This window comes from Vreelandella halophila (genome assembly GCF_019903425.1).
GTDB lineage: Bacteria > Pseudomonadota > Gammaproteobacteria > Pseudomonadales > Oleiphilaceae > Halospina > Halospina halophila.
On sequence record NZ_JACHUZ010000013.1, the window covers coordinates 2,605,402 to 2,631,033 of the forward strand.

General features: G+C 62.9%; 24 protein-coding genes. 14 read left to right on the top strand and 10 right to left on the bottom strand.

Annotation, left to right across the window (positions count from 1 at the left end; all coding sequences use genetic code 11):
* The first annotated feature begins 61 nt into the window (after positions 1 to 61).
* Together H4I92_RS16415 and H4I92_RS16420 are read left to right on the top strand one after the other, a co-directional pair.
* Positions 62 to 838, top strand: a complete 777-nt coding sequence (locus H4I92_RS16415; RefSeq protein ID WP_077531588.1) for a ferredoxin--NADP reductase — start codon at positions 62 to 64, stop codon at positions 836 to 838.
* A 72-nt stretch (positions 839 to 910) separates the two neighbouring features.
* Complete coding sequence (locus tag H4I92_RS16420; protein ID WP_179105622.1) at positions 911 to 1,222, top strand: hypothetical protein; 312 nt, start codon at positions 911 to 913, stop codon at positions 1,220 to 1,222.
* Here the strand turns inward: H4I92_RS16420 and H4I92_RS16425 are convergent.
* Positions 1,216 to 2,748 carry a methyl-accepting chemotaxis protein gene (locus tag H4I92_RS16425; protein ID WP_077531589.1) on the bottom strand — a complete coding sequence of 511 codons (1,533 nt, stop codon included), beginning with the start codon at positions 2,746 to 2,748 and terminating at the stop codon, positions 1,216 to 1,218. The two genes, H4I92_RS16420 and H4I92_RS16425, sit on opposite strands and share 7 nt — an antisense overlap.
* 293 nt (positions 2,749 to 3,041) lie before the next feature.
* Between H4I92_RS16425 and H4I92_RS16430 the strand changes: the two genes are divergently transcribed.
* From H4I92_RS16430 to H4I92_RS16470, 9 genes are all read left to right on the top strand, one after another.
* Positions 3,042 to 3,881, top strand: coding sequence for a DUF2156 domain-containing protein (locus H4I92_RS16430; RefSeq protein ID WP_179105746.1), 840 nt, complete (start codon positions 3,042 to 3,044; stop codon positions 3,879 to 3,881).
* A gap of 8 nt (positions 3,882 to 3,889) precedes the next feature.
* Positions 3,890 to 4,111 (top strand): hypothetical protein, encoded by a 222-nt coding sequence (locus tag H4I92_RS16435; RefSeq protein WP_080506806.1) that lies wholly within the window; start codon positions 3,890 to 3,892, stop codon positions 4,109 to 4,111.
* Between the two features lie 69 nt (positions 4,112 to 4,180).
* Positions 4,181 to 4,828 (top strand): translesion DNA synthesis-associated protein ImuA, encoded by a 648-nt coding sequence (imuA, locus tag H4I92_RS16440; protein WP_077531592.1) that lies wholly within the window; start codon positions 4,181 to 4,183, stop codon positions 4,826 to 4,828.
* Between the two features lie 4 nt (positions 4,829 to 4,832).
* Entirely contained in the window at positions 4,833 to 6,236 is a 1,404-nt protein-coding gene (locus H4I92_RS16445; protein ID WP_077531593.1) for a Y-family DNA polymerase, read from the top strand.
* Positions 6,233 to 9,310, top strand: a complete 3,078-nt coding sequence (locus H4I92_RS16450) for an error-prone DNA polymerase (RefSeq protein WP_245800954.1) — start codon at positions 6,233 to 6,235, stop codon at positions 9,308 to 9,310. The genes H4I92_RS16445 and H4I92_RS16450 overlap by 4 nt, the downstream gene beginning before the upstream one ends.
* A gap of 23 nt (positions 9,311 to 9,333) precedes the next feature.
* Positions 9,334 to 9,828, top strand: a complete 495-nt coding sequence (locus tag H4I92_RS16455) for a DUF6231 family protein (protein ID WP_077531594.1) — start codon at positions 9,334 to 9,336, stop codon at positions 9,826 to 9,828.
* A 12-nt stretch (positions 9,829 to 9,840) separates the two neighbouring features.
* Positions 9,841 to 10,113 carry an acylphosphatase gene (gene yccX, locus H4I92_RS16460; protein ID WP_077531595.1) on the top strand — a complete coding sequence of 91 codons (273 nt, stop codon included), beginning with the start codon at positions 9,841 to 9,843 and terminating at the stop codon, positions 10,111 to 10,113.
* Between the two features lie 64 nt (positions 10,114 to 10,177).
* On the top strand, positions 10,178 to 10,792 hold the full coding sequence (gene lexA, locus H4I92_RS16465) for a transcriptional repressor LexA (protein WP_479694242.1): 615 nt from the start codon (positions 10,178 to 10,180) through the stop codon (positions 10,790 to 10,792).
* A 32-nt stretch (positions 10,793 to 10,824) separates the two neighbouring features.
* Entirely contained in the window at positions 10,825 to 11,289 is a 465-nt protein-coding gene (locus H4I92_RS16470) for a cell division inhibitor SulA (protein ID WP_077531597.1), read from the top strand.
* Here the strand turns inward: H4I92_RS16470 and H4I92_RS16475 are convergent.
* Together H4I92_RS16475 and H4I92_RS16480 are read right to left on the bottom strand one after the other, a co-directional pair.
* Positions 11,283 to 11,546 (bottom strand): hypothetical protein, encoded by a 264-nt coding sequence (locus tag H4I92_RS16475; protein ID WP_077531598.1) that lies wholly within the window; start codon positions 11,544 to 11,546, stop codon positions 11,283 to 11,285. The two genes, H4I92_RS16470 and H4I92_RS16475, sit on opposite strands and share 7 nt — an antisense overlap.
* Positions 11,547 to 11,558: 12 nt before the next feature.
* The gene (locus H4I92_RS16480; protein ID WP_077531599.1) at positions 11,559 to 12,044 is read right to left on the bottom strand and encodes a DUF6586 family protein; all 486 of its coding nucleotides are present in this window, start codon (positions 12,042 to 12,044) and stop codon (positions 11,559 to 11,561) included.
* 162 nt (positions 12,045 to 12,206) lie between these two features.
* On the opposite strand from H4I92_RS16480, the gene H4I92_RS16485 reads away from it, so the two are divergent.
* Both H4I92_RS16485 and H4I92_RS16490 read left to right on the top strand, forming a co-directional pair.
* Positions 12,207 to 13,241, top strand: a complete 1,035-nt coding sequence (locus tag H4I92_RS16485) for a response regulator (RefSeq protein WP_077531600.1) — start codon at positions 12,207 to 12,209, stop codon at positions 13,239 to 13,241.
* Positions 13,238 to 14,209, top strand: a complete 972-nt coding sequence (locus H4I92_RS16490; RefSeq protein ID WP_077531601.1) for a sensor domain-containing diguanylate cyclase — start codon at positions 13,238 to 13,240, stop codon at positions 14,207 to 14,209. Before H4I92_RS16485 ends, H4I92_RS16490 begins: the two co-directional genes overlap by 4 nt.
* On the opposite strand, the gene H4I92_RS16495 is transcribed toward H4I92_RS16490, so the two are convergent.
* Positions 14,199 to 19,064 carry an NAD-glutamate dehydrogenase gene (locus H4I92_RS16495; protein ID WP_077531602.1) on the bottom strand — a complete coding sequence of 1,622 codons (4,866 nt, stop codon included), beginning with the start codon at positions 19,062 to 19,064 and terminating at the stop codon, positions 14,199 to 14,201. The two genes, H4I92_RS16490 and H4I92_RS16495, sit on opposite strands and share 11 nt — an antisense overlap.
* Positions 19,065 to 19,290: 226 nt before the next feature.
* Between H4I92_RS16495 and H4I92_RS16500 the strand changes: the two genes are divergently transcribed.
* Positions 19,291 to 20,958 (top strand): BatD family protein, encoded by a 1,668-nt coding sequence (locus H4I92_RS16500; protein ID WP_179105747.1) that lies wholly within the window; start codon positions 19,291 to 19,293, stop codon positions 20,956 to 20,958.
* Here the strand turns inward: H4I92_RS16500 and ccmI are convergent.
* The 6 genes from ccmI to ccmD are packed head-to-tail and all read right to left on the bottom strand — an operon-like array spanning position 20,955 to position 25,615.
* Entirely contained in the window at positions 20,955 to 21,881 is a 927-nt protein-coding gene (gene ccmI, locus H4I92_RS16505) for a c-type cytochrome biogenesis protein CcmI (RefSeq protein ID WP_077531604.1), read from the bottom strand. The two genes, H4I92_RS16500 and ccmI, sit on opposite strands and share 4 nt — an antisense overlap.
* 22 nt (positions 21,882 to 21,903) lie before the next feature.
* Positions 21,904 to 22,377: a cytochrome c-type biogenesis protein gene (locus H4I92_RS16510; RefSeq protein WP_179105748.1), complete on the bottom strand. Its 474-nt coding sequence runs from the start codon at positions 22,375 to 22,377 to the stop codon at positions 21,904 to 21,906.
* A complete protein-coding gene (locus H4I92_RS16515; RefSeq protein WP_077531606.1) occupies positions 22,352 to 22,885 on the bottom strand; it encodes a DsbE family thiol:disulfide interchange protein in 534 nt (177 codons plus the stop codon). The genes H4I92_RS16510 and H4I92_RS16515 overlap by 26 nt, the downstream gene beginning before the upstream one ends.
* Complete coding sequence (locus H4I92_RS16520; RefSeq protein ID WP_077531607.1) at positions 22,882 to 24,885, bottom strand: heme lyase CcmF/NrfE family subunit; 2,004 nt, start codon at positions 24,883 to 24,885, stop codon at positions 22,882 to 22,884. The genes H4I92_RS16515 and H4I92_RS16520 overlap by 4 nt, the downstream gene beginning before the upstream one ends.
* Positions 24,886 to 24,921: 36 nt before the next feature.
* Positions 24,922 to 25,416 carry a cytochrome c maturation protein CcmE gene (gene ccmE / locus H4I92_RS16525; protein WP_077531608.1) on the bottom strand — a complete coding sequence of 165 codons (495 nt, stop codon included), beginning with the start codon at positions 25,414 to 25,416 and terminating at the stop codon, positions 24,922 to 24,924.
* Positions 25,400 to 25,615, bottom strand: a complete 216-nt coding sequence (ccmD, locus tag H4I92_RS16530) for a heme exporter protein CcmD (protein WP_077531609.1) — start codon at positions 25,613 to 25,615, stop codon at positions 25,400 to 25,402. Before ccmD ends, ccmE begins: the two co-directional genes overlap by 17 nt.
* Positions 25,616 to 25,632 lie beyond the last annotated feature (17 nt).

Sequence of the window (25,632 nt, forward strand, 5' to 3'; positions counted from 1 at the left end):
GTATCGTCCAGGCAACTGCCTGCGCCCACTCACCCGGTGAGCCATCAGCGAGGTAGCATTCATGGGCAAATACAATGTGGAGAAAGTACTGGACGTTCACCACTGGACGGACGAACTCTTCAGCTTCCGCACAACCCGTGATCCGGCGTTCCGGTTCAAGAACGGCCAGTTCACCATGATCGGCCTGCAGCTGGGGGACGGCAAACCACTGATGCGGGCCTACAGCATGGCCAGCGCCAACCATGAAGACACCCTTGAGTTCTTCAGCATCAAGGTCCAGGACGGCCCCCTGACCTCACGCCTGCAGCACCTGGAAGTGGGTGACGAGATTCTGGTTGGCCAGAAGCCAACGGGCACCCTCATCGGCGGCAACCTTCTGCCCGGGCGCAACCTCTTCCTGATCGGCACCGGTACTGGCCTGGCGCCCTTCCTCAGCATCATCAAGGACCCGGAGATCTACGAGCAGTTCCAGAACGTCATCCTGGTCCACGGGGTGCGTTACGTGGATGAGCTGGCCTACCGCGAAGCCATCACCAGCGAACTGCCGCAGCACGAATACCTCGGCGACATGATCCGGGACCAGTTGACCTACTACCCCACGGTCACCCGCGAGGACTTCCATAACCAGGGCCGTGTCACGGACCTGATCGAAAGCGGCGAGCTGACGAAGAACCTGGGGATGCCCGACCTGAGCCTGGAGGAGGACCGCTTCATGGTCTGCGGCAGCCCGGGTCTGCTCAAGGACATGGTGAGCATCCTCACAGAGCGCGGCTTCCAGGAGGCCAAGCAGGGCCATCAGGGCCACTTCGTGATTGAACGCGCTTTCGTGGAACAGTGAGACGGTAAGGATGGCAGCGCCGATGGTTGTCGTTACACTGGTACTGACGGTGAGCGGCAGCAGGAGGCGCCCATGAAACCCGATGAGTTCCGCAGAAAATACGGCATCGACTCCTCAGACCAGGAAAGGGAGCACTCACTCCGCGAGAATTCCTGGGAGCGGGCGGTGCGTCTCCATCAGCCGAATGCCGGTACGCCACACGACTGGGAAGAGTGGGAACACGCCAGCGAGCGCTATGGCGTGGAAGTGGAATCCGACGAGGATGAAAGCGACCCGACCCGGCCCCATCAGGAAGAAGCGGAAATGATCGATGACCGGCCCACGGTCATGGACTGGCTGATCACCCGCTGGCGGCGCCTGCGCAAGCGGATTCTGGGTCACTGAGTGCGGAAACGCCCCATGGTCGTACGCAGCTGATTCATCTGCGCCTGTATGGCGCGGGCCGCCTCAACGGTCTGGCCGGCATCGGTGTCGGTCTGTTCGGCCACCTCTGAAACCGCCTCCATCCGCCGGCTGATGTCGTCTGAAACCTGGCTCTGCTGTTCCACGGCTGCCGCGATCTGATCGTTCATGCCCTGGATCTGCCCGATGGCTTCCATGACCCGGTGGATGGCCTCGGACGTCTGATTGACGGAGGCAACGCTCTCGCGACTGGCGCTGGCACTGGCCTCGCTCTCGCTGACCAGGGTCTGGACCTGCTGCTGAAGCCGCTCGATGGTTTCCTGGACCTGGTTGGTGGAGTCCTGGGTCCGCTGGGCCAGATTGCGGACCTCATCCGCCACCACGGCGAAACCACGCCCGGACTCGCCGGCACGGGCAGCCTCGATGGCCGCATTAAGCGCCAACAGGTTGGTCTGGTCGGCAATCTCCCGGATCATGCCAAGAACCTTGCTCACGTCCTGGGCATCCTGCTCCAGGCTCTCCATGGTGCGCGCCGTCTCCGCGAACCGGGTATCCAGATGATCGATGCGCTGACGCGCCTCACGCGCCACGCTGTCTCCTTCCTGGGCTGAGTCCGCCGCTTCATGAGCGTGGCTGGCTGCGCTCTGGGCATTACCGGACACATCCTGAATGGATGAAGCCATCTGGTTGACCGCGGTCGCCGCCTCGCTGACATCGCGGCTCTGGCGGTCCGCACCCGCATGGGTCTTGGCCGTGACATCCAGTACCTGCTGCACGCTGTTTTCCGCCGTGGCGGTGGCCGCATCGATCTGGCGCAACAAATCGCCCACATGGGCGACCATCAGGTTGTAGGCCTCCAGCATCTCACCCACTTCATTCTCGCGGATCTCGATGCTGAGCGTTTCCGAGAAATCCCCGTCAGCCACCTGACGCAGTTTCTGCCGCAGCCTTTCCACCTGCTCCATGAAATGGAAATTGCCGTAGATGCGGCCAATCGCCAGCATGCCAACCATCATCAGCAGCAGGACCATGCCCGCCATGGCCGCCTGACGACGGGCGCTCTGATCAGCCTGCCTGACCGCCGCCACGCCCTCTACGAGTGCATTCCGCATCCTGTCCGAGGCCTGCATGAGAGCCGCCACTTCTGGAGAGGAACCGCCACCGGACTGACCGACCAGGCGCTGGTATTCCCGCCAGGGGTCGTCAAGGGCGCTGAAGGCCGCCCGCTCGTCGATCAATGGCCCCAGGGTGCGCCCCAGTTCCGCCAGCTGATCCTCCCCACCATCACCACTGGAAACCCGTTCATTGACCGCCGTGAGCTGCTTCTGGGCAGTCACCGCAGTGTCAATGGCGCCGGGCTCAGGAACAAGATTGCGCCAGAGACTCGCCGCCAGCCCTGCCAGCAGTACAAAAATCAGGATAAAGGAAACAAGAAACTGGGCATTAAAGGTTCTCAGACCGACAAGGGCCATCATCCGGAAAACCAGGTTGGCGACCCACTCCTTCATAGACTGCTCCACGAATACCGCCTGAATGGATGCGGATCCGGGATCCTCACCGGAGGACCGGAAAAATCAAAAAAGAGGCCTCTCCTGAACAGTGTAGAACAATCAAATGTCCTTCAATTTCAGCAATTTATAGGCATTTTGTGAGCCCGGTCATGGATCCCGATTCCAGCTTAAGGCCTGGATCACAATTTGATCATCAGCCCCTTCTTAACCCTCATGAAAGCCGCTCATGATGAGTATGGACAGACTGTTCTTTATACCGCAACCAGGGATCAGTGGCGATGACAATTCTCATGAAACAGCAATACCTGGGCGACTGGCGTGAAGGTCTGAGCGCCGCGCAGTGTCGCCCGCTGATCCAGCACTACGGGCGGCAGTCCAGTGCCTACTTCAACCTCCAGTCCGACGTACGCCGTTTCGGAGACCCGCGACTCGGCTTTGTGGCCTACGCCCCCGTCAGCACCCTGTTCGGGCGCGTCAACATCGTCTTTGCCAACCCCGTCTGCGCCCCCTCCATACAGCCACTGCTGCTGGGGCAGTGCCTGGAGCAGGTGCCGGGCCAGTTCCTGTTCAGTGGCATCGACGACAATGTGACCGGCGATCTCCGGTCGCTGGGCTTTACCATCAATGCCATGGGCACGGAATTCCGGGTGCGCATTCCGGAATTTGACACTGTGGGGCGCGACAAAAAGCAGCTCCGTCACGCCGGCAACCTGGGCAGACGCTGTCAGCTGCGTGTGCTGGAACAGCAGGCCCGCGAGGTGGACACAGAGCAGATGGAACATATATCCCGGCGCTGGCGCCAGCACAAACGGGTACGCAACCACGAGCTCCGGCTGCTCACGCGGCCGCCGGTGTTCAGCGACGAATGGGGTGTACGCCGCTTCTACGCCTACGACCGGAGCGACCGGCTGCTGGGCTACGTTTTCTTCGACCCCTTCTTCGAGAACGGTGAAGTCGTGGGATACACCGCCAACATCCTGCGTCAGGACATGGAACAGAGCCCCAGCGGCCTTCTCGATTTCATCATCCTTGAGGCCATGGAATGCTTCCACCGGGAAGGCATCGAGTACCTGTCCCTGGGGATATCACCACTGCACAACATTGAGGCCATCCCGGCGACAATCCGCTGATACGGCGTGTGGCCCAGCTCCTGTACCGTCACGGCAACCGCCTTTATGCCTTCCGGTCGCTGGCCTACCACAAGACCCGGTACCGGGGTGAGGAGACCCGGTGGTACCTGGCCAGCCGCGATACCAGCACCCTCAAGGTGGCCTGGAGCCTGCTGCGCGGTACCGGAATCCTGGGAAGCCCGGATTACGTCCAGCCCTCGGGAGAACCATCGATACCCGTCCCGGGCTGATCCGCTCGACGCATTGCCGGGCATCGCCACAGCCTTTATACTGTATATATAAACAGTATCGAGGTGGCAATGTCCGTTCATCCCCGCACACAGCTTGAACAGGACCCCCGCCTGTGGCGGGCGAGTCAGCAGAAGGCCGGCCACTGCCAGGGTGTTGCCAGCGGTTTTGAGGCCCTCGACCAGCTGCTGGCAACCAGCGGCTGGCCACAGGGGGCACTGATCGAATGCCACAGCCCCCTCAACGGCATTGGCGAACTGCAGCTGTTTGCCCATGCCATGCACCAGTGCGTCCACAGCGAAGCAGCCCTGTTCTGGGTCGACCCACCCCACGCGCCCTACCCGCCGGCCCTGGAGGGCATGGGACTACCCCCCAAGCACTGCTTCATGGTGCGCACCGGCAGCCGCGCGGACCACATCTGGACCCTGGAGCAGCTTCTGGGCAGCAGCGCCGTGGGCATGGTGATGGGGTGGAGCCGGCGGCGTGATCCGGCTGCGCTCCGGCGACTGCAGCTGGCGCTGGAAGAGAGCCAAACCCTGGGTGTTCTCATCACCCCGCAGGAAGGCACCAGCCAGGCGTCGCCCGCCCCCATGCGACTGGCCCTTGATGCGGTGCCCGGAGCCAACCAGCTGCGGGTGACGCTGCTGCGCCAGCGCGGCGGTCAGGCGGGAAGCCGGACCCTGACACTGCCTCCCGTTATCCCCCACCAGACGGTGTGACCCAATGCTGTGGCTGTATCTCCATCTCCCCTCGCTGCTGCTGGATCACCACCAGACCAGCGATGTACCGGTAGCACTGACCACAGGCACGCCCCCGGTGATCCAGCAGCCGGACGAACAGGCCCGGCAGGCGGGGGTCCAGGCAGGCCAGTCCATGGCCACAGCCCGTGCCCTGTGCCCACAACTCACCCTGATCCCCTTCAGCGAAGACCGCCAGACGGAGCTGCTGGAACAGCTGGCAGCGGATCTCTATCAGCTGGCTTCCCCGCTGGCCCTGTGGCCACCGGATGGCATCCTGATCCGCGCCGACCGGCTGCGCCACCTCTACCCGCAGCCGGAAGATCTGGCGGCTGTACTTGCAAAGCACCTGTCACAGAATGAACTGAACGGCCATATGGCCACCGGCACCAGCCCGCGCATGGCCCGGCTGCTGGCGCGCCACGGGGCCTGTATCTGCACACGGGATCCGGAAACCATGCTCCAGGCCCTGCACCGCCTGCCGGTCACGGTTACGGACTGGCCGGCCAGGGTCCGTCAGCGGCTGACCCGCATGGGCCTGCAGCACCTCGAGGATCTGCTCGCGTGCTGCCCGGCGGAGCTGACCAGCCGCCTGGGACCGGAACTGTACGACGACCTGCAGCGGATACTCGGGCGCTCCGGTGACCCCGTTCAGGAGTTCCATCCCCGGGCGGCCTTCCATCAGAGCCTGACGCTGACCCGGGAGACCCGGAACACCGACCAGCTGCAGAGCCCTCTGGGGCATCTCCTGGGAAACCTTGAAACCTTTCTGCGCCAACGCCAGTGCCGCTGTGACCGGCTCAGCCTCACCCTTCACCATCCCGACCGGGCGCCCACTTCCCTGGAACTGGAAACCAGCCGGGGCGAAACCAGGGCGAAGACCTTCCTGGAGCTGGCCCTGCTGCGACTGGCCGCGATCAATCTGCCCGACGACGTAAACGCCCTGTCACTGGCAACAGAACGCACGGTTGCCCTTGATGCCACCGAAAGCCACGACCTGTTCGACAGCGGTGAAAGCCGGCAGCAAGCCCGTGAAACCCTGCTGTACCGGCTGCGGGCCCGGCTGGGGCGGGACAGCATCCAGTCCCCTGGCCGGACCCCGGACCCGCGTCCGGAGCGCTGTGCCCACTGGCAGCCCGCCCGGCAACGGGGCACCAGCACACCCCCGCGTTCAGGGCCGGCACGCCCCTTCTGGCTCCAGCAGCCCCCACAGCCACTGAAGCGGCCCCCTGTCCGCTGGCTCAACGGCCCCGAGCGCATCCAGGGCGGCTGGTGGGATGGCGACTACGTGCGCCGCGACTACTACATCGCCCTGCTGGACAACGGCCAGCGTGCCTGGCTGTTCCGCAACCGGCAGGATCAGTGGTTCATTCACGGATGGTTCGGATGACGATGGATTACGCCGAGCTCCACTGCATCAGCAACTTCAGCTTCCTGCGTGGCGCCTCGCATCCGGAGGAGCTGGTCGAGGAAGCCGATCGGCTGGGCTACCACGCCCTGGCGCTGACCGACGAATGCTCCCTGGCCGGCGTCGTCCGGGCCCATGCCAGGGCCCGTTCACTGGCACTGACCCTGCTGGTTGGCAGTGAGTTCAGGCTGCAGGACCTGCCCGGCACCCTGATACTGATCGCCCCGGACCGCCAGGGGTACGCCGCGCTCAGCCAGCTCATCACCCGAGGCCGCCGACGCAGCGACAAGGGCCATTACCAGCTGTGGTTCGATGACCTCGGCCTGTGTCGCGACCAGTGCCTGGCCCTGTGGCGCCCTGGCTTCAACCGGGCGGACAACGAGCACGGTCGCCGGCTCATGGCATTGTTTCCGGCACTGCGGCTGATGGCCGAACGCCCCCTGGCCCAGGGCGACCACCAACGCCGGCACTGGCTGGAACAGCTCTCGGCCCGCCTCGGCTGTCCGGTGGTGGCCACGGGCAATGTCCTGATGCACCGGCGACGCCGCAAGCCCCTGCAGGATTTGGTCACCGCCATCCGCCTGGGCCGCTCCCTGCCGGAGGCCGCCGACCACCTCCAGAGCAACGCCGAGGCCTACCTGCGCCCGCGCGAGCGCCTGGAGCGCCTGTTCCCGGAAGCCTGGATCAAGGAAAGCCTGAACCTGGCCCGGCAATGCGATTTCAGCATGGATGAGTTGCGCTACGAATATCCCGGCGAGCTGGTCCCCGAAGGCCATACGCCCACCTCCTGGCTGCGGGAACTGGTGGAAAAAGGGCGCCACTGGCGCTTTCCGGAGGGTGTCCCGGAAACCATCGACCGCCAGCTGGACCATGAACTCGAGCTGATCGAGACCCTCGCCTACGAGCCCTTCTTCCTGACCATCCATGACGTGGTCCGGTTTGCCCGTGAGCAGGGCATTCTATGCCAGGGACGGGGCTCCGCCGCCAACTCCGTGGTCTGCTACTGCCTGGGCATCACCGAGGTGGATCCCCGACGGATTAACCTGCTGCTGGAACGCTTCATCTCGAAGGAACGGGATGAGCCCCCGGATATTGACGTGGACTTCGAGCATGAGCGCCGCGAGGAGGTCATCCAGTACATCTATGGCAAGTACGGTCGGGAACGCGCCGCCCTCGCCGCCACCGTCATCTGCTACCGCCCGCGCAGTGCCCTGCGCGACGCCGGCAAGGCCCTGGGGCTGGATCCCATGCACATCGAACAGCTGATCCAGGGTATCGACTGGCGCGACAGTGGGGATGACTGGGAACAGCAATTGCGCCGCAAGGAACTACTGGACGAACAGGGCCCGGCCCGCCACCTGCTGCCGCTGGCGCGCGAGCTCATTGGCTTCCCGAGGCATCTGTCCCAGCACGTGGGTGGTTTCGTCATTGCCTCGGAACGGGTTGCCGACCTGGTCCCGGTGGAAAATGCCGCCATGGCCGGGCGCACCGTCATCCAGTGGGACAAGGACGACCTGGAAGCCCTGGGCCTGCTCAAGGTGGATGTCCTCTCCCTGGGCATGCTCACCGCCATCCGCAAGACCCTGGCACTGGTGGGCGAACGGAGCGGCCCGGCCAGCCTGGCCGACGTACCGCCGGAGTGCCCGGAGGTCTACCGCATGCTCCAGAAAGGCCACAGCATGGGCGTTTTCCAGGTGGAGTCCCGGGCCCAGATGAGCATGCTGCCGCGCCTTAAGCCAGACAACTATTACGACCTGGTGGTGCAGGTCGCCATCGTGCGCCCTGGCCCCATACAGGGCAACATGGTGCATCCCTATCTCAAGCGCCGGAAGGCGCCGGAGAGCTTCGAGTACGCGGACGAACGTATCGAGGAGGTCCTCAAAGCCACGTTCGGCGTCCCTATTTTCCAGGAACAGGCCATCCGGGTTGCCATGGTGGCGGCCAACTTCAGCGCCGGCGAGGCCGACCAGCTGCGCCGCGCCATGGCGGCCTGGAAGCACCACGGGGACCTGTCCCGCTTTCGGGACAAGCTTATAGACGGGATGAAAAGTAACGGCTACAGCACTGAATTCGCCGAAAACCTCTACCAGCAGATGAAGGGCTTCGGGGGCTATGGCTTCCCGGAATCCCATGCGGCCAGCTTCGCCCTGCTGGTCTATGTCAGCGCCTGGCTCAAGTGCCATCATCCGGCGGCGTTTCTCTGTGGCCTGCTCAACAGCCAGCCCATGGGGTTCTATTCCCCCTACCAGCTGGTGCAGAACGCGCGGCGCGAGGGGGTCGAGGTCCGGCCCGTGGACATTAATCGCAGTCTCGAGTCACATCAGCTGGAAGACGGAAGCAAGGCCCCCGCCGTCCGCCTGGGCCTGCGACTGATCGACAACCTCACCCGGGAAGCCGCACTGCGCGTGGTTGAATGCCGCCCCAAGGGTGGTTACGCCAGCCTTCAGGACCTGCGGCGGCGCACGGGGCTTGGCAGTACCGACCTGGAGGCCCTGGCCGCCAGCGGCGCGCTGCAACCGCTCAGCGACAACCGCCACCAGGCCCGCTGGGACCTGCTGGAGCCGGATCATCCCCTGCCGCTGGCCGGTGAAGGCGCACAACCGCCGCGGGATTCCCGCTCCCGCATGCCCGCCCCCGATGAAACCCAGCGGACGCTCGAGGACTACACCAGCCTAGGGCTCACACTGGAACGCCATCCCCTGGCCCAGCTGCGGGACAGGGGCCAGCTCCGCCACTGCCTGCGGGCCGTGGACCTGGAGAGCGCCGAAAGCAGCCGGCCCGTGGCCGTTTCAGGACTGGTCACCGGCCGCCAGCGGCCCGGTTCCGCCGCCGGCGTCACCTTCGTGACCCTTGAGGACGAAACCGGCAACATCAATGTGATCGTCTGGCGGGACACCGCCCGCTGTCAGCGCCGCCCCTTGCTCAACGCCCGCCTGCTGCAGGTACGCGGCACGCTCGAGCGTCATGAAGGGGTCATCCACGTGCTCGCCGGGCGCCTTGATGACCTCAGCCATCTCATTGACAGGCTCAGCGTCAGAAGCCGAGACTTCCAGTAATTCCCGGCTTCCACGAGGCACCCATGGCTACCGATGCCAACGGTTACAATCCTGAACAGGACCTGACCATGATCCTGGCGCACTACCAGCCCAATTCGGTCGTACACAGTCCCGGTCTTGCCGAGCAGTGCCTGAGGGAATGGCCGGAGCGACCGGCGGAGGCCCAGTGCCTGCGTCTACCCCCTGACGATCCCAACAGCGCCTTTCCCCTGCCGGGGCTGTTCGACCTGGCCCTGGTCACCGACACACTGGAGGAGCTGCCACAACAGCAGGGCCAGAAGCTGCTTGGTCAGCTCCGGAACATGGGCGCCACCCGGATCGCCGTGTACGTGCGCGACGGCAGCCCCTGGCGCTTCCAGGATTTCATCGGCATGGGATTCACCCGTCTCTACCACTACACCGATCCCGTGAACGCCACACTGTTCGCCTATGACCTGGATACCTACAATTACGTGCGGGAATGGAACAATCCACAGAACTGGGCCAACCCGGAAATGTGGGACAAGGCCCGCTGGTAGGAGGACAACACTATGACAGAGACCTGCATCCTGGCCCGGGTCGAGGGCCGCGTTCAGGGCGTAAGCTTCCGTGACAACACCCGCATCCAGGCACAGAGGCTGGGCGTCACCGGTTACGCCCGCAACCAGCCCGACGGCAGCGTGGAAGTGCTCGCCTGTGGCGAGGAGAACGCCGTCAACCAGCTCGTGGACTGGCTCCACCAGGGGCCGCCCGCCGCATCCGTGAGCCGCGTTGAAACCCAGTCCAGTGACGCCACTCCCCCAACCGCTTTCACCATCGGCTGACCCCCTTTGACAGGGCCACCCAAACTGTATACATTAACAGTACCTGTACGGACAAACAGTGGCCCTGACTATGAACCTGACGCCAAGACAGCAACAGATTCTCGACCTCATCCGTGAGCACGTGCACTCCACGGGCTACCCGCCCACGCGGGCTGAAATCGCCAGCACGCTGGGGTTCAAGTCCGCCAACGCGGCGGAGGAACACCTCCGGGCCCTTGCCCGCAAGGGCGCCATCGAAATGGTCAAGGGCGCCAGTCGCGGCATCCGGCTCCCGGAAGTCGAGGAAAGCCCCGGCATCCCGATCATCGGCCAGGTTGCCGCCGGCAACCCCATCCTTGCCGAGGAAAACATCGAAGATCACTGCACCCTGGAGCCGGGCTTTTTCAATCCGGCGGCGGATTACTTCCTCCGGGTTCGCGGGACCAGCATGGAGAACGTGGGCATCCTCGACGGCGACCTGCTGGCGGTCCACCGGACCACGGATGTCCACAACGGTCAGATTGTGGTGGCACGACTGGAGGACGAGGTTACTGTCAAACGCTTCCGCCGGGAGGGCAGTACCGTCTGGCTGATTGCCGAGAATGACGAGTTCGACCCCATCCAGGTGGACCTCACTAACACACCGCTGGATATCGAAGGGCTGGGCGTGGGCGTCATCCGCCGCGGTGATCTGCACTGACCCACCCCACAGAAGATGACAGGAGCCCCATCATGGAACAACTGGATCTAACCCCACAGGAACAGCAGGACACCCCTACCCCGGCAGCATCTGCGGATACAGGGAATAGCGGCGACAGTCCAGCTCCGGAAGCGAACGTAACGGAGATCATCCTGCCGGAGGAGCAGATCGAGAACTTCCAGCTGCTGTTGCCGATGCTGACCCAGCTCAACCAGGAAGAACGCTGGCTGGCCTGGATCGATCCACCGGCAGGGCTGGTTGGCAAGTGGCAGCAGCATCACGGCATCATCCAGCACCAGCTGCTGATCCTGCGCTCTTCGACCCAGCACAGCGCTGAAACCCTGGCGGAGAAAGCGCTGTCAGCGGGAACCTGCCATGCTGTGGTGCTCTGGACCTCGGGGCTGAGCCGCCACAGCTATGGCCGCCTGGAAAACGCCTCCGTACGCGGTCATAGCCATGGGGTCATACTGCGGCAGAGGCAGACCCGTTCTCAGTGAACGGTCTGGTTGTAGGCGGGCGGCATGGTGTCTTCCTCTTCCATGTCCATGTCACCGATGTCATCGGTGGTGGAACCCGCTGCCTCAAGCCCGGCGGTGATCATGGCTTTAGCCACGTTCAGGTCGTTGTCCTGGAGCATTTCCTTGGCTTCGTCTGAGAAGCGGATCCGCACCAGGGGCGTGCTTTCGTCATCAGCCCGGCGCAGGGCGTACTCACCAGTGGGCAGCTGAATGATTTCCAGAAAGGATGTGGGCATAGACAACGCCTTTTACCATTGGTCATGACGTTCCACGAACGTCTCAAAATAATCCCTGAAATCACTGATCAGTGATCGAAGGGCGTCGGGAGAACAATCCGGTCCTGCCGCTGCAACAGCGATCAGCGTTTCGTCACGCGGCCGCGATGAACGCCTCCCGGGCTCCTGCTGACGCGCCAGCAGCACTTCCAGTCTCGACCACCAGCTGTTGCCGTCCGCGGCAGCAGCTGACAGCACCTGCACCTCGCCGGGCTGCTCGCCAACGCTTCTACGCAGCGTCTCCAGGGAATCGATCTCACCCGTGTAATCACTGGCACTTTCAGCAACCAGCTTCAGGAGAATGCTCCTGGCCTCGGCAAGCAGAGCAACGGTTCCTTGAACCAGCGCCTCTCCCGTCACCACCGTGTTCGGGTGGCTGGACTCCTCCGAGAGCCGTACCAGCTGGCCCGCAAGGGTCAGTTTTTCCCGGAGCAGTGAACACCTGTCGGCATCCGCCATCTGAGGCTCTCCAGCGCAATCACGTAGACCTATACTATCATGGACAGGGCCTGCTGACTTCCCCGCCGGCACCCCGTGAAAAATCCGTGGCGCCTGCTACCTTTTGGGGATACTGCCCTGAAACGGGCAAAGCATATCCTCACCCAACTTTCCGGAGCCCCGATGTCCACAGGCGTGATCATCTGCGACGACTCCTCCATGGCCCGCAAACAGATGGCCCGGGCCCTGCCGACGGACTGGGACACCACGCTGACCTTTGTCGAGGACGGTGATGCCTGCCTTGAGGCCATCCGCAACGGCAAGGGGTCCGTGGTCTTCCTGGACCTCAACATGCCTGGGTCCGATGGCTACGTGGTGCTTGAGTGCGTGCATCGGGAAGAGCTGCCCGCTCTTGTCCTTGTGGTTTCCGGGGACATCCAGCCAGAAGCTTACGCACGGGTCCGTCGACTGGGTGCCCTCAATTTCATTCGCAAACCCATTGACCCTCAGGTTCTGGCGCGGACCCTGAAAGATTACGGGCTTTACAGCCCCTCCGGGAGCGACCCAGGAGCGGCCACCACGCCCGAAGCCGCCGTCGCCGAGCAGGACGTCCCCTGGCAGGACGCGCTTCAGGAGACCGCCAATATCGCTATGGGCCAGGCGGGCGACCTCCTGGCGCGACTTTTGGATGTCTTCATCAAACTGCCCGTACCGCGCGTCAACATGCTGGCAGCATCCGAGCTGCGGATGGCCCTGAACATCACGGGTTCCACCTCCAGCTGGTCAGGTGTGTGCCAGGGATTCAATGGCGCCGGCATCGCGGGAGAGGCCCTTTTGCTTCTCAATAATGCCCGCATGGAGACCCTGTCTCACCTGCTCGGCTCCCCGGAGGAAGACAGCGCCAACCAGGACATCGAACCCCTCATGGACCTCTCCAGCATCATGGTCGGTTCGTTCCTGCGTGGCTTCGGGCAGCAGATGGACAGGCGGTTCGGACTCAGCCACCCGGTTGTTCTGGGCACACACCTGGACATCAGCGACCTTCTCGACGGTAGTCAGTATGCCTGGCAGCAGATCCTGACAATCGAACTCACCTACACCATTGAGTCCCACGACATCGAATGTGATCTGCTCCTGCTTTTCAGCGAGGAGTCCGTTGCTCCGTTGCGCGAGGCTCTCACCTGGCTTTCCGACGCCAGAACCGGGGTTCCAGCATGACAGAACCAAAGAATGAACTGCATGAATTCCATTGGATCATGGACATGCTGCAGACCATTGAGGTCGGGCTGGTTGTTCTGGATCGCGAATTCGAGATTCAACTCTGGAACGGCTTTATGGAAAACCACAGCGGGCTCAGTGCCACCCGTGTCAAGAGCCGCTCACTGTTCGAGGTTTTTCCAGATATCCCCCAAGGTTGGCTCCGGCGCAAGGTGGAAACGACTCTGACCCTGAACATGCGCACCTTCACGACCTGGGAACAGCGACCCCATCCGTTCCCTTTCCGCAGCGCACGGCCGATCACGGGCACCGAGCCCTATATGTACCAGAATATCACCTTCAGTCCCCTCACCAGCGCTTCGGGGGACGTGGACCATGTCTGCCTGCTGGTTTATGACGTAACGGACAGCGCCACTGCACGACTGCGGATGGAGCGCACCAACGCGCGCCTGGAACAGCAGAGTCAGACCGATGGCCTCACCGGCCTGCTTAACCGCCGGGCATGGGAATCACTCCTGGCCAGTGAATTCGAACGATTCCGCCGCTACCGCAGCACTGGAACGCTGCTAATGCTCGACATTGATCATTTCAAGCCCGTCAATGATACGTGGGGACACCAAGCCGGTGATGATGTGATCCGCGCAGTCTCGGGGATGATCTCGGAACGCCTGAGGCAGACGGACATTGCGGGTCGTTACGGGGGCGAGGAATTCGCCGTGATACTGCCGGAAACGGATATCGGAGGCGGTAAGATACTGGGCGAACGGCTGCGCCATTCGGTCGGTACGATGGAAGTGACCACCGACGCTGGCATTCTTCAATGCACAGTCAGCATCGGGGTTGCCCAGGTAACGGCAACCCTGGCCGACCACCACCAGTGGCTGTCACTGGCCGACAATGCGCTCTATGCGGCCAAAGACAATGGCCGCAATCAAGTCGCTCTGGCACAGGGCCCGGTCAGCCGCTGACGCCTACATGCACGGTGCTCTGTGCTAGATCCAGAAGCTCCCGCAACGCAACAGAGAACATGGCGTACTCCGGCGTGCTGTGGCTACGCAGTTCACCCATGATACCGTGCCAGCGCTCAATCAGACCGGCATGTTCACTGGCCCAGGCCTGGAGCGTGGCTTCAAGATCCGCTCCCGACGTGCCTGACCGCAGTATCCCGGTCGTCAGTGCCCGCTGCTGCCAGTTCAGGTCCTCGCGGAAGCTTTCCCGGGCCAATGCCTCCCAATGGCTGCGTGGCACCAGCGCGGATATGGCGCTGGCGAACCAGTCCAGCTCCAGCTCGTCTCCCACGGCGAAGTAGAGATGCGCTACCTCCTGGAGGTCCAGACCGGTCTCCTCGCGGGCGTCAATGATGCCCAGCCCGGAAAGCAGATGACCGGAGCCGGCAACAACTCCGGCAAGCGGCTCGGGTACGCCCTCACCCGTAAGCCGGTCCCGCTCTCTCCGCCAGACGTCCAACGCCCGCTCGCCGATATAGGACGGCAGGTCACCCGCCATGGCATCCAGCCGGGCCTGGAAACGCTCGATCTGGGTCTGCATGTCGATCTCACTCCGCCGGTTGCGCAGCAGCCAGCGCGCGCCTCGCCGCACGAGACGCATCAGCTCGCTCTGGAGCTCGGTCTGGAGACTGCTCGGGATCCGGTAATCCAGCGCCTCCACCTGCTGCCACCAGTAATCCAGACGGTAAATCCTCTTGGCGATCAGATAGGCCCTGGCAATGGACGGCAGCGTCGCGCCAGTGGACTGCTGGAGCCGCTCCACAAAGGTCATGCCCATGTGATTGACCAGGTCGTTGGCCACACGTGTGGCAATGATCTCGCGCCGCAGCTGATGGCGTTCAAGTGCGTCATCAAAGCGTTCCACAAGCTGTGAAGGGAACATCTCGCGGATCATCGGCTTGACGCCGGGATCCTCCGGCAGATCGCTGGCCACCAGCACCTGCTTGAGGTCCGCCTTGACCACCGCGATCAGCACCGACAGTTCCGGACGGGTCAATCCCTGCCCGTTCACCTGGCGCTCGCTCAGTGCCTCTTCATCGGGCAGATTCTCAAGCCCCCGGTCAAGCAGCCCCCGGTTCTCGTACCGCACCATCAGACGCCGATATTCCTCAAGCCTGTCGGCACCCTCCGAGTTGGCAATGGAAATCGCCTGGGTCTGGCGGTAGTTGTTCTCCAGAACCAGACGCGAAACATCATCGGTCATGCTGGTGAGGAATTCATTGCGCTGCTTAAAGGTCAGGTCTCCCTGGGCCACCAGGCGGTTGAGCAGGATCTTCATATTGACCTCCCGGTCGGAGCAGTCCACCCCACCGGAATTGTCAATGAAGTCCGTGTTACAGCGGCCGCCGTGCAGCGCAAACTCCACGCGCCCGGCCTGGGACATGCCCAGATTGCCCCCCTCACCTACAACGCGCGAGCCCAGTTCGGCGCCGTCCACGCGCAGGCCGTCATTGGCCTTGTCCCCCACATCGCCATGGGACTCCTGACGGCTCTTCACAAAGGTGCCGATACCACCAAGCCAGAGCAGGTCATGCTTCATTCGCAGCAGATGGGAAATCAGCATGTTCGGTGGCATGTGATCGGACCGGGTCCCGAGCATCTCCTTGACCGGTTGGCTCAGCGGAATCGACTTGGAGGCCCGGCTGAAAACCCCACCGCCTTCGGAGATCAGCGCCGTATCGTACTCTTCCCAGGAGGAGCCCGGCAGCGCGAACAGACGCTCGCGTTCACCGAAGCTCGCCTCTGTGTCCGGCTTCGGGTCCAGGAAGATGTGCTGGTGATTGAAGGCCGCCACCAGGCGGATCTTCCGCGACAGCAGCATGCCGTTGCCGAACACATCGCCGGCCATGTCACCAATCCCGACAACGCTGAACTCATCGGTATCGGTATTCACGCCCAACTCACGGAAGTGTCGCTCCACCGAAACCCAGGCCCCCTTGGCGGTGATTCCCATCTTCTTGTGGTCATAGCCGTAGCTGCCACCGGAAGCGAAGCCGTCCTCCATCCAGAAGCCGTATTCATTGGAGATCTCGTTGGCCAGGTCCGAGAAGGTGGCCGTGCCCTTGTCCGGCGCTACCACCAGGTAGTAGTCATCGTCATCATGACGGATCACATTGGGGGGCGGGACCACCTCACCGTCAATGAAGTTGTCCGTCACATCCAGCAGACCACGGATGAAACAGCTGTAGGCGGCACGCCCGGCGGCCTGCACCTCCTGACGGTCGGCGTCGCGTCGAATCTGCTTGGCCACGAAACCGCCCTTGGCCCCAACGGGCACAATAACCGCGTTCTTGACCTGTTGGGCTTTCACCAGTCCCAGGATCTCGGTGCGGTAATCCTCGAACCGGTCCGACCAGCGCAGCCCCCCGCGCGCGACCTTGCCGCCACGCAGGTGAACGCCTTCCACCTGGGGCGAATAGACAAAGATCTCGTAGACTGGCCGCGGGCGTGGCAGGTCGGCCAGCTGGGAGGGATCAAACTTCAGGCTGATGCAGCTGCTTTCACCGCTGCCGCCCTCCTGGTAGAAGTTGGTCCGGGTTGTGGCCTGCATCAGCTCAAGGAACAGCCGCAGAACCCGATCCTCGCTCAGGTTCGGCACATCATCCAGACCGCTGCCGAACTCAATGGCGATCTTCTTCTGGGCCGCTTCGCACTGGCGCTCGCTCTGGTAACGCTGGGGATTGAAACGCACATCGAAGAACTGCAGCAGCAGTGATACCAGATTGCCGTGCCGGGCCAGGGTTCCGGCAATGAAGTTCTGACTGTTGCTGATGCGGATCTGCTGCATGTAACGGGCATAGGCCCGCAGCAGTGCGATGGAGCGCCAGTCCAGGTAGCTGGCCAGCACCAGCCGGTTGAAATGGTCATTCTCCCCCTCGCCATTCCAGACCCGGGTGAACAGCGATTCAAAGATGGGCCTTATGCGCTCGATGTCAATGGACTTGCCGGAACGGGACCGCAGCGCGAAATCGTGGATCCAGTGGGTATTACCACGGCGGTCCGTGATTTCGAACGGATGCTCGCCGATCACCCGGAAGCCGATGTTCTCGAACACCGGTATCACATCCGACAGCGGCAGCTGCTCGTGCGGGTGGAACAGTTTGAAGTGAAGCGTATTGGCCGTCTCTTCAGGATCCCGGTAAAAGCTCATGGCCATCCGGCCGGTTTCATGGATGCGGTCCAGATATTCCACGTCGATCGCGGCTCGACGAGCCGAGAACATATCCCTGTAGCCCGCCGGGAAGGCATTCTCGTAACAGGCGGATAGCCTTGTCCCGATCTCTTCGCCGTGGTGCTCGACCAACGCCTCCTGCAGGGTGTCCTGCCAAGAGCGTGCCAGCTCTACCAGTTTCTGCTGCAGTTCCTCCACCGGCAGCACCCGGTTCTCCTGGGGCTGCACCCGTACCGTGAACTGGGTGCGCGCCAGTACGGATTCCGAGAAATAGGTGGTGAAATCAATACCCTCGGCATCCAGAGCCCGCACGATGACATTCTGCATGCTCACACGCAGCTGGGTTGAATACAGTTCGCGCGGCACGAACACCAGACAGGTCACGAACTGGCCATACACATCCTCACGCATGAACAGCCGGATCTTGCGCCGTTCCTGGATGTAGAGAATCGCCTTGGCAACATTCAGCAGCTCGTCGCTCTCGATCTGGAACAACTGGTCTCTGGGGTAGACCGTCAGAATCTGGTCCAGCTCCTTGCCAGCGTAGTCCTCACGCGGAAAACCCGACTGGCTGAGTACGTACTCGATCTTGCGCCGTAGAAGCGGAATCTCATCCGGACGCTCGTGATACACCCTCGAGGTGTAGAGGCCGAGAAAGCGCCGCTCCCCCACGACACGCCCCTTTTCATCCAGTTTCTTGATGGCGATGTAATCCGGATACGCAGGCCTGTGGATCCGCGAGCGCTGGGCGGACTTGCCAAAGATGAACAGGCTGCTGCTGTCAGTCATGGCCTGGCGCGTCTGGCGTGGCATATCCTTCATGCGGATGCTGCTGGGCCGCTCGTTGTAGGTTCGCAGGATCCCCAGCTCGGAATCGGCCACCTGCTGGATCTCGGTGCGCCGGTTCTCGCGCACGAAGTCATATTCGTCATAGCCCAGAAAGGTGAAACGGTCATCCACCAGCCATTCCAGGAAGGCCCTGGCCTCACTGATCTCATCCGCAGACAGGGTTTTCGGCGGATCCGCCAGCTCCTCCAGAATGGCCTTTGCCTTGTCACGCATGTGGGGAAAGTCCGACACCGCGATCCGGACCTCTCCCAGCACCTGTTCCACGTCCGCCCGCAGAGCGCTAAGCGCCGCACTGTCCGAGTGACGATCCACTTCCATGACGATCAGGGCTTCTTCCCCCGGCTCGAGCGGCTTCTTGACGGCTTCGTTGAGTCGCACCAGATCGCCCTTCTCATCCCGCTCGGGATTGAGAATGGTGTAATGAATGGTGTGGATGTTCAGTTCCCGGGCATTGACCTCCATACGCATGGAGTCGATCAAAAAAGGGATGTTCGGGTGCAGTACGAACATCACCGTGTGGCTCGACTCCCAGCCATCCTTCTCAAGATCCGGATTGAAGACCCATATCCGCGACTCCTCGCCAGCGCCCTGCTGGATGAACTCCCAGGCCGAAAGAACGGCCCCATAGGCATCCAGGAAGCGCTGCTGGACCAGCTCATCGAAAGGCATGTGTTCGAAATAGCGCTGGGCGAAATCGCTGATCCGGTCCGCCTTGTCGGCAGGAAGACGCTCCCTCAGCGTGTCGTCAAGCTTCTGCTGGAACTCCGCCATGGTGGAGAAGGTTTCGTCATTCATGCTGGCATCCTGTGGCCGTGGGTCTGCGTTCCCTCAGCATAGTCAAAACCACGCCCTGTGGCCCATGGACTTGCGGTAACTCCTTATGGCTGACCGCATTCAATTACGATTTGGACATAACCCGGCCGATCCGGAACTGTGTCCTGTTCCGTGGCTTGAGCCGCGGCTCCGGGTGCGCGAGGATGTCACACGGATTGCCACCCGGATCAGGAGCAACTGCGCTGTCATGCGGATCTGTCGGACTACCCTGTGCACCCTTGCCCTGCTGGCAATGCTGGCTGGCTGGAGCAGCACCGCGCTCGCGGAACTCACCGCTTCAGCAAATCCCAAGCGTCTCTATGCCAACGAACTGATCACCCTCACCCTCGATACCGAGACCGAGCTCGACTTCAGCCTGGGGTCGCTGCTCAATCCCACGGAGATGGACATTCCCCATCCGGATACCGCTCCGCTGGAGGACGATTTCCGGATACTGGCCCGCCACCAGCGCATGGCCATCCAGTCCGAGAACGGCGTCAACCAGGGCCAGGTCACATGGACCTTTCTACTGGCACCCCGGGAAGCGGGCGAGCTGACCATCCCCGCACTGCAGTTCCAGGACATGCAGAGCAACGCCATCGACGTGACCGTGATGCCCGGCGTGGCGCCCGCGGAACGCGCGGAACCGGAGGCACAGCTGGACGTCAGCCTGAGCGAGGAGGAGGTCTATATACAGCAGCAGATCATCCTGACCCAGCGCGTCTACTATGAGCCCCCCCTGGCGCAGGCGAACCTGTCCTCGCCCACGATTCCGGATGCCATGGTCAAGCCACTGGGCGAGCAGCGCGAATACCGGGCCGAGAGAGACGGCCGCGAATGGCAGGTGGCGGAACGGCGTTTTGTGATCGTGCCCCAGTCCGCGGGTACCCTGATCCTGCCGGAACAGCGCTTCGAGGCACGCAAACAGACCGAAGGCGGCGACCTGGTGCCCGTGATCGCCACCGCGCCGGCACAGCGCATCAAGGTGAACCCGCCACCGGAATCGTTCAGCGGCGACATCTGGCTGCCCGCGCGCAATCTGGAGCTGACCCAGGAGTGGTCGGATTCCCCGGATTCCGTGCGCGCCGGCGACAGTATACGCCGCGACATCCATATCCGCGCGGTGGGCGTAGCCCCCGAATCCCTGCCGCGGCTCACCATCAGTTATCCAGACAGCCTGAGGGAGTATCCCAGCCCCTGGAAGTCGGATTCACGGCTGACCGGAGACAGCATCGAAGGGCGGCTGCGCAAGCGCTCCAGCCTGGTGCCCATTGAGCCCGGTCGGATCACGCTTCCGGAAGTCCGTATCCCTTGGTGGGACGTAGAGGCGGATAAACAGCGAGAGGCTGTTCTGGATACCCATGAGATGAAAGTTGAACCCGCAGCAGGGGCCGAGGGTGGCGATAGCGGCGAGAAGGACGTCAGAGAGGCGCTTTCCAAGATCAACCTGTCCCGCCGCGGTGGGGCCACCCTGCCTCCACTGTGGTTCTGGCTGGCGGTAGTGCTCGCATCCGGGTGGCTGATCACTGGCATTGCCTGGTGGCGCAATCGCCACACCAGCGACGACTCGCCGGGATTGAGCGCCGAGGAGAAAGCCAACCGGGAGCGCTTCCGCGCCCTCTGTGAACATGCCCGCAGGGGCGAGGCGGATACCCTGACCCTGCTGCCGCACTGGGCGGCGGTTCATTTCAACCGCCCGTCTCTGCGCACCGTCGGCGATGTTACCGCCTACCTGAATGACCCCCAGCTCACACGGGAACTCCAGGCACTGGAGCGCCACCTGTTTGCCAATCCGGATGAACGTGAGGTCTGGGAAGGGGATGAACTGGTGGGTGTACTGAGGCGGCTCGCCGGCCGCCCCCGCAACGGCTGCTAGCTGCCGGATTCGCCGCTCCGGCCTTCTTCCTGAAGAAGGTCTTCCGGCACCGGCTCTCCGAGCTCGGAATAGGCCGCCGCCACTCCCCGCCGGATGCTGTCGGCCTGCGGGTGATCCGGTGCAACCTCCAGAATACGTTCCCAGTAATCCAGCGCCTCGCGGTAGTCACCACCGCGGAATGCCTCAACACCGAGAAGCCCGAGGCTGTTGACCTCGTCCGGGTTCCCCTCGCGGGCACGACTGATGGCGTTCTCAACCTCAGAGGTCACCTGCCCCCGGTTGGCCATGAACAAGGCCTGGGCCCGCAGCCCCAGGGCCGACGCTGGATTCCCGTTGCCAGCACGCTCAATGGCGCGGGCCAATTCGCCATAGGCTTCGGCAGCCTCGCGGAAGCGCTCGAGCTGCATGTAGCTGCGCCCCAGCATGGCCCAGCCCTCCGGATTATCCGGGTCCGCTTCCAGACGGGTCTGCAGACGCTGGACCATGGCATCCACATCCGAGGCATCCATACCGTCCTGCATCATCTGCTGACGCTCGCGGAACTGCACCACCTGATCACTGGCCCCCAGCGAATCATAGAGCATGAAGGCGCCCACCGGCAGTGCCAGCGCTAGTACTAGCGTCGTGACCACGACACCGGCCCGCCCTCCGGGGCCACCATCACCGCCCTTGTCCTCCGCCTCAACATCACGCAGAAGACGCATCTCAAGCTCATCCTTGAGGGACTCGAAGCCGGACTCATCCAGGGCGCCTTCATCCCGTTCGCGTTCAAGCTCAGCAAGGCGGGTGCGGTAGGTGGCAAGGTTCTGCTCACGGTACTGCACCACGGGCCTGGAGCGGCGTGCGAACAGCATTGGATAGATCACGAAGACCAGCGCGAGGATGATCAGAAGTATGACGGCAAGCCAGAAATTCAGGGGCATGAAAGCTCACTCGGGTTGGAATTCATTCATCGCGCAGCCACTTCTCCGCGCGGCGACGCTCTTCGTCTGAAAGCGGAGTCGAATCAAGCTGCCGGCGGGCGCGATTGCGCGCCACCAGCACCAGAACCACGCCGACACCAATCACCAGCGCCACAAAGGGACCGATCCATAGTGCCCAGGTGCGCGGGGCAAACGCCGGCCGGTAGCTCACAAAGCTGCCGAAGCGCTCCACCATGGCCTGGCGGATCTCCTCATCCGTGGCCCCTTCCCGCATCATCCGGCGGACGCGCTCACGCATGTCCTCGGAAATGGGGGCTCCGGATTCGGCAATGGATTCATTCTGGCACTTCGGGCACCGGAGCTCGCGAGTGAGCTCACTGAAGCGCTCGCGCAGCTCGGGGTCCTCGAAGCGCTCCTGGGCCATGGCCGGCATCGCCAGAAACACCACAGCCAGCAGCAACAGCACGGCCTCAGCCGTCTTTACGATAGCGTTCATAGAGCGGCTCAAAATCGGACTCCCAGACGTCTTGATCCACCACGCCCACGTGGCGGTGGCGGACGATGCCCTCGGCATCGATCAGGTAGGTCTCCGGCGCCCCATAGACGCCGAGGTCAAACCCCAGGCTGCCCTCCGGATCATAGATCACCCGGCTATAGGGGTCGCCGCGTTCCTCCAGCCAGTCCAGGGCCGCGCCACGCTCGTCCTTGTAGTTGAGTCCAACAATGGGGACGCCCTGCTCAGAAAGCCGGTTGAGCTGGGGGTGCTCTACCCGGCAGGCGGCACACCAGGTGCCCCAGACATTCAGGAGCTGGACTTTGCCCTTGAAGATCGCCGGTCCGGCGGAGACTTTCGAATCATGCAGCATGGGCAGATCGAAAGACGGCACTTGCCGGCCCACCAGCGCGGAATCCAGTTCACTGGGGTCCTCGCCAAGGCCCCAGTAGAGCACCACACCCAGCGTCACCGCGAGAACCAGCGGCAAGAAAAGCCAGATCCGGTTCATGATGCGGCTCCTTCAGCCACAGGCTGACTGGCCCTGGGTTTCTCGGCCGCGGTGACCGTCTGCCTCTGGCGGACCCGGTAGCGCCGGTCACTGACCGCGAAAGCACCACCAAGCGCCATGAACAGGGCACCCCCCCAGATCCAGCGCACCATGGGCTTGTACTGGATGCGCACGCTCCAGGCCCTCTGGCCTTCGACATTCTCGCCCAGCGCCACAAACAGATCCTTGAGGACTCCAGCACTGATACCGGCATTGGTCATGACGCTGCCACGGACCGGATAGTGGCGTTTTTCCGGGTAGACGGTAGTTACCTTCTCACCTTCCCGGTAGATGTCGAATGTTGCCCGCTGAGCCGTGAAGTTCGGCCCCTGGCGTTCCCCCAGATCCACGAAATGCCACTCATAGCCGGCCACCTCGAGCCGATCTCCCGGCGCCATGCGCCGGTCCTGCTCTACCCCGTGTATGGAAACCATGGTGGCGCCGGCGATCGACATGGCCAGTCCCACATGACCCAGAACCATGCCGTTATAGCTGCGCGAAAGCCGGCGCAGCCCATGCCAGCGGCCCTGGCGGCTGGCCGTCTTATCCCACACATCCCTGAGCGTGGCGAAGGCAACCCAAGCTGCAACCATCAGGCCAATAACGCTGAGGGCACTGAGTTCTCCTACCATCAGCAGCGGCGTGGCCACGGCAACGACGACACTGAGCACAGCCGGCACCAGCAGCTTGCGCAGCACCAGATCCACGGGTGTGCGCTTCCAGCGCGTTACCACCCCGAAGCCCAGGATGACCCCGGTCATCAGGGCGATGGGTACAAAGGTGAGGTTGAAGTAGGGCTCACCCACGGACAGGGTGCCGCCGCCCATGTAATCCAGGATCAGCGGGAAAATGGTTCCCAGCAGCACCACAAAGGTTGCCACCACCAGGAACACGTTGTTCAGCAGCAGCAGGGCTTCCCGGGAGAACAGGGTAAAGCCGGTACGGCCCTGAACCGCCGGCGCGCGAATGGCGTAGAGGGCCAGAGAGCCGACCACGGTAACCGCCAGCATCATCAGTATGAAGAAGCCCCGCTCCGGATCGGTGGCGAACGCGTGCACCGAGGTCAACACCCCGGAACGCACCAGGAAGGTCCCCAGTATGCTCAGGGCGAAGGTCATGATGGCCAGCAGCACCGTCCAGCTTTTGAAGACACCGCGTTTCTCGGTCACCGCCAGTGAATGGATCAGGGCCGTGCCTACCAGCCAGGGCATGAAGGAGGCGTTCTCGACCGGATCCCAGAACCACCAGCCACCCCAGCCCAGCTCGTAGTAGGCCCACCAGCTGCCCAGGGCGATCCCGAGGGTGAGGAAGGCCCATGCCACGGTCGTCCAGGGCCGAGACCAGCGCGCCCAGACCGCGTCCAGACGCCCCCCGAGCAGCGAGGCGATGGCGAAGGCAAACACCACCGAGAAACCCACGTAGCCCATGTAGAGCATCGGTGGGTGGACAATAAGGCCGAAATCCTGCAGCAGTGGATTAAGGTCAGCCCCGTCCTGGGGCACATTCGGCAGCATGCGTTCAAAGGGATTGGAGGTAAGCAGCGTGAACAGCATGAAGCCGACACCGATAAGCCCCATTATCGAGAGCACCCGGGCCCGCATCTCATCCGGGAGATTGCGGCTGAACATGGCAACCGCCAGCGTCCAGGCTCCCAGGATCAGTACCCAAAGCAGCATTGACCCCTCATGTCCACCCCAGACGGCGCTGAACTTGTAGTACCAGGGCAGCATGCTGTTGCTGTTATTGGCCACATAGCCCACGGAGAAGTCATCCACCATGAACGACCAGGTGAGGCAGGCATAGCTGAGCACGAGCATCACGAACATGCCCGCCACCAGCGGCCGGTCGAAGGCCATCAGCCCCGGGTGGCGGATCGTCGCCCCCACCATGGGCACCACCACCAGTGCCACTGCCAGAAGCAGCGCCAGGATCAGTGCGAAATTGCCGAGTTCAGGAACCATCATCTCTCCTGCGTCAGAGTCACTGCCACCGGCACCTCAGGTGCCGCTGCTACCGCTGTTACCGTGATTCATCCCTTCCGCCGGGTAGTCGCCGCCTTCCTTCAGGCGCCCGGATTCCTCCAGGGCTTTCTTAACCTCTGGCGGCATGTAGTCCTCGTCATGCTTTGCCAGCACCTGGTCCGCCCTGAGCATGCCATCCTCGTTCAGTTCCCCCAGGGCCACCACGCCCTGGCCCTCCCGGAACAGGTCCGGCAGGATGCCCTTGTATTCAACCGGCACCCGTCCCTGGTTGTCCGTGATGACAAAGCGGACCTTCAGAGAGTCCGGATCACGCTCCAGACTCCCCTCAGCCACCAGGCCACCGGCCCGGATCCGCTGCTGCACCGGCGCCTTGCCGGTTTCGATCTCAGCAGGGCTGTAGAAAAGGTTCATGTTCTCCTGCAGGGCGACCACCGCCAGCGAGACGGCCACGGCAAAGCCCGCGAACAATGCCAGAACGATGGTGAGACGGCGTTTACGCACCGGGTGCATTATGTGTCTTTCCTCCACTGCCATGGCGTTGTGCCTCACTGCGCATGAGGCAGCGATGATGGGCGATGATCTGACGACGCTGGATCACGGTGGCGAGGATCAGCCCCAGGACCACCAGTATGAAGGCACCATAACTGAACCAGACGTAGGCCCCGTGGCCGCCCATCGTGATCAGCGCATGGAATGAATCGAACTGCATATATCGCCTCCGCGGCG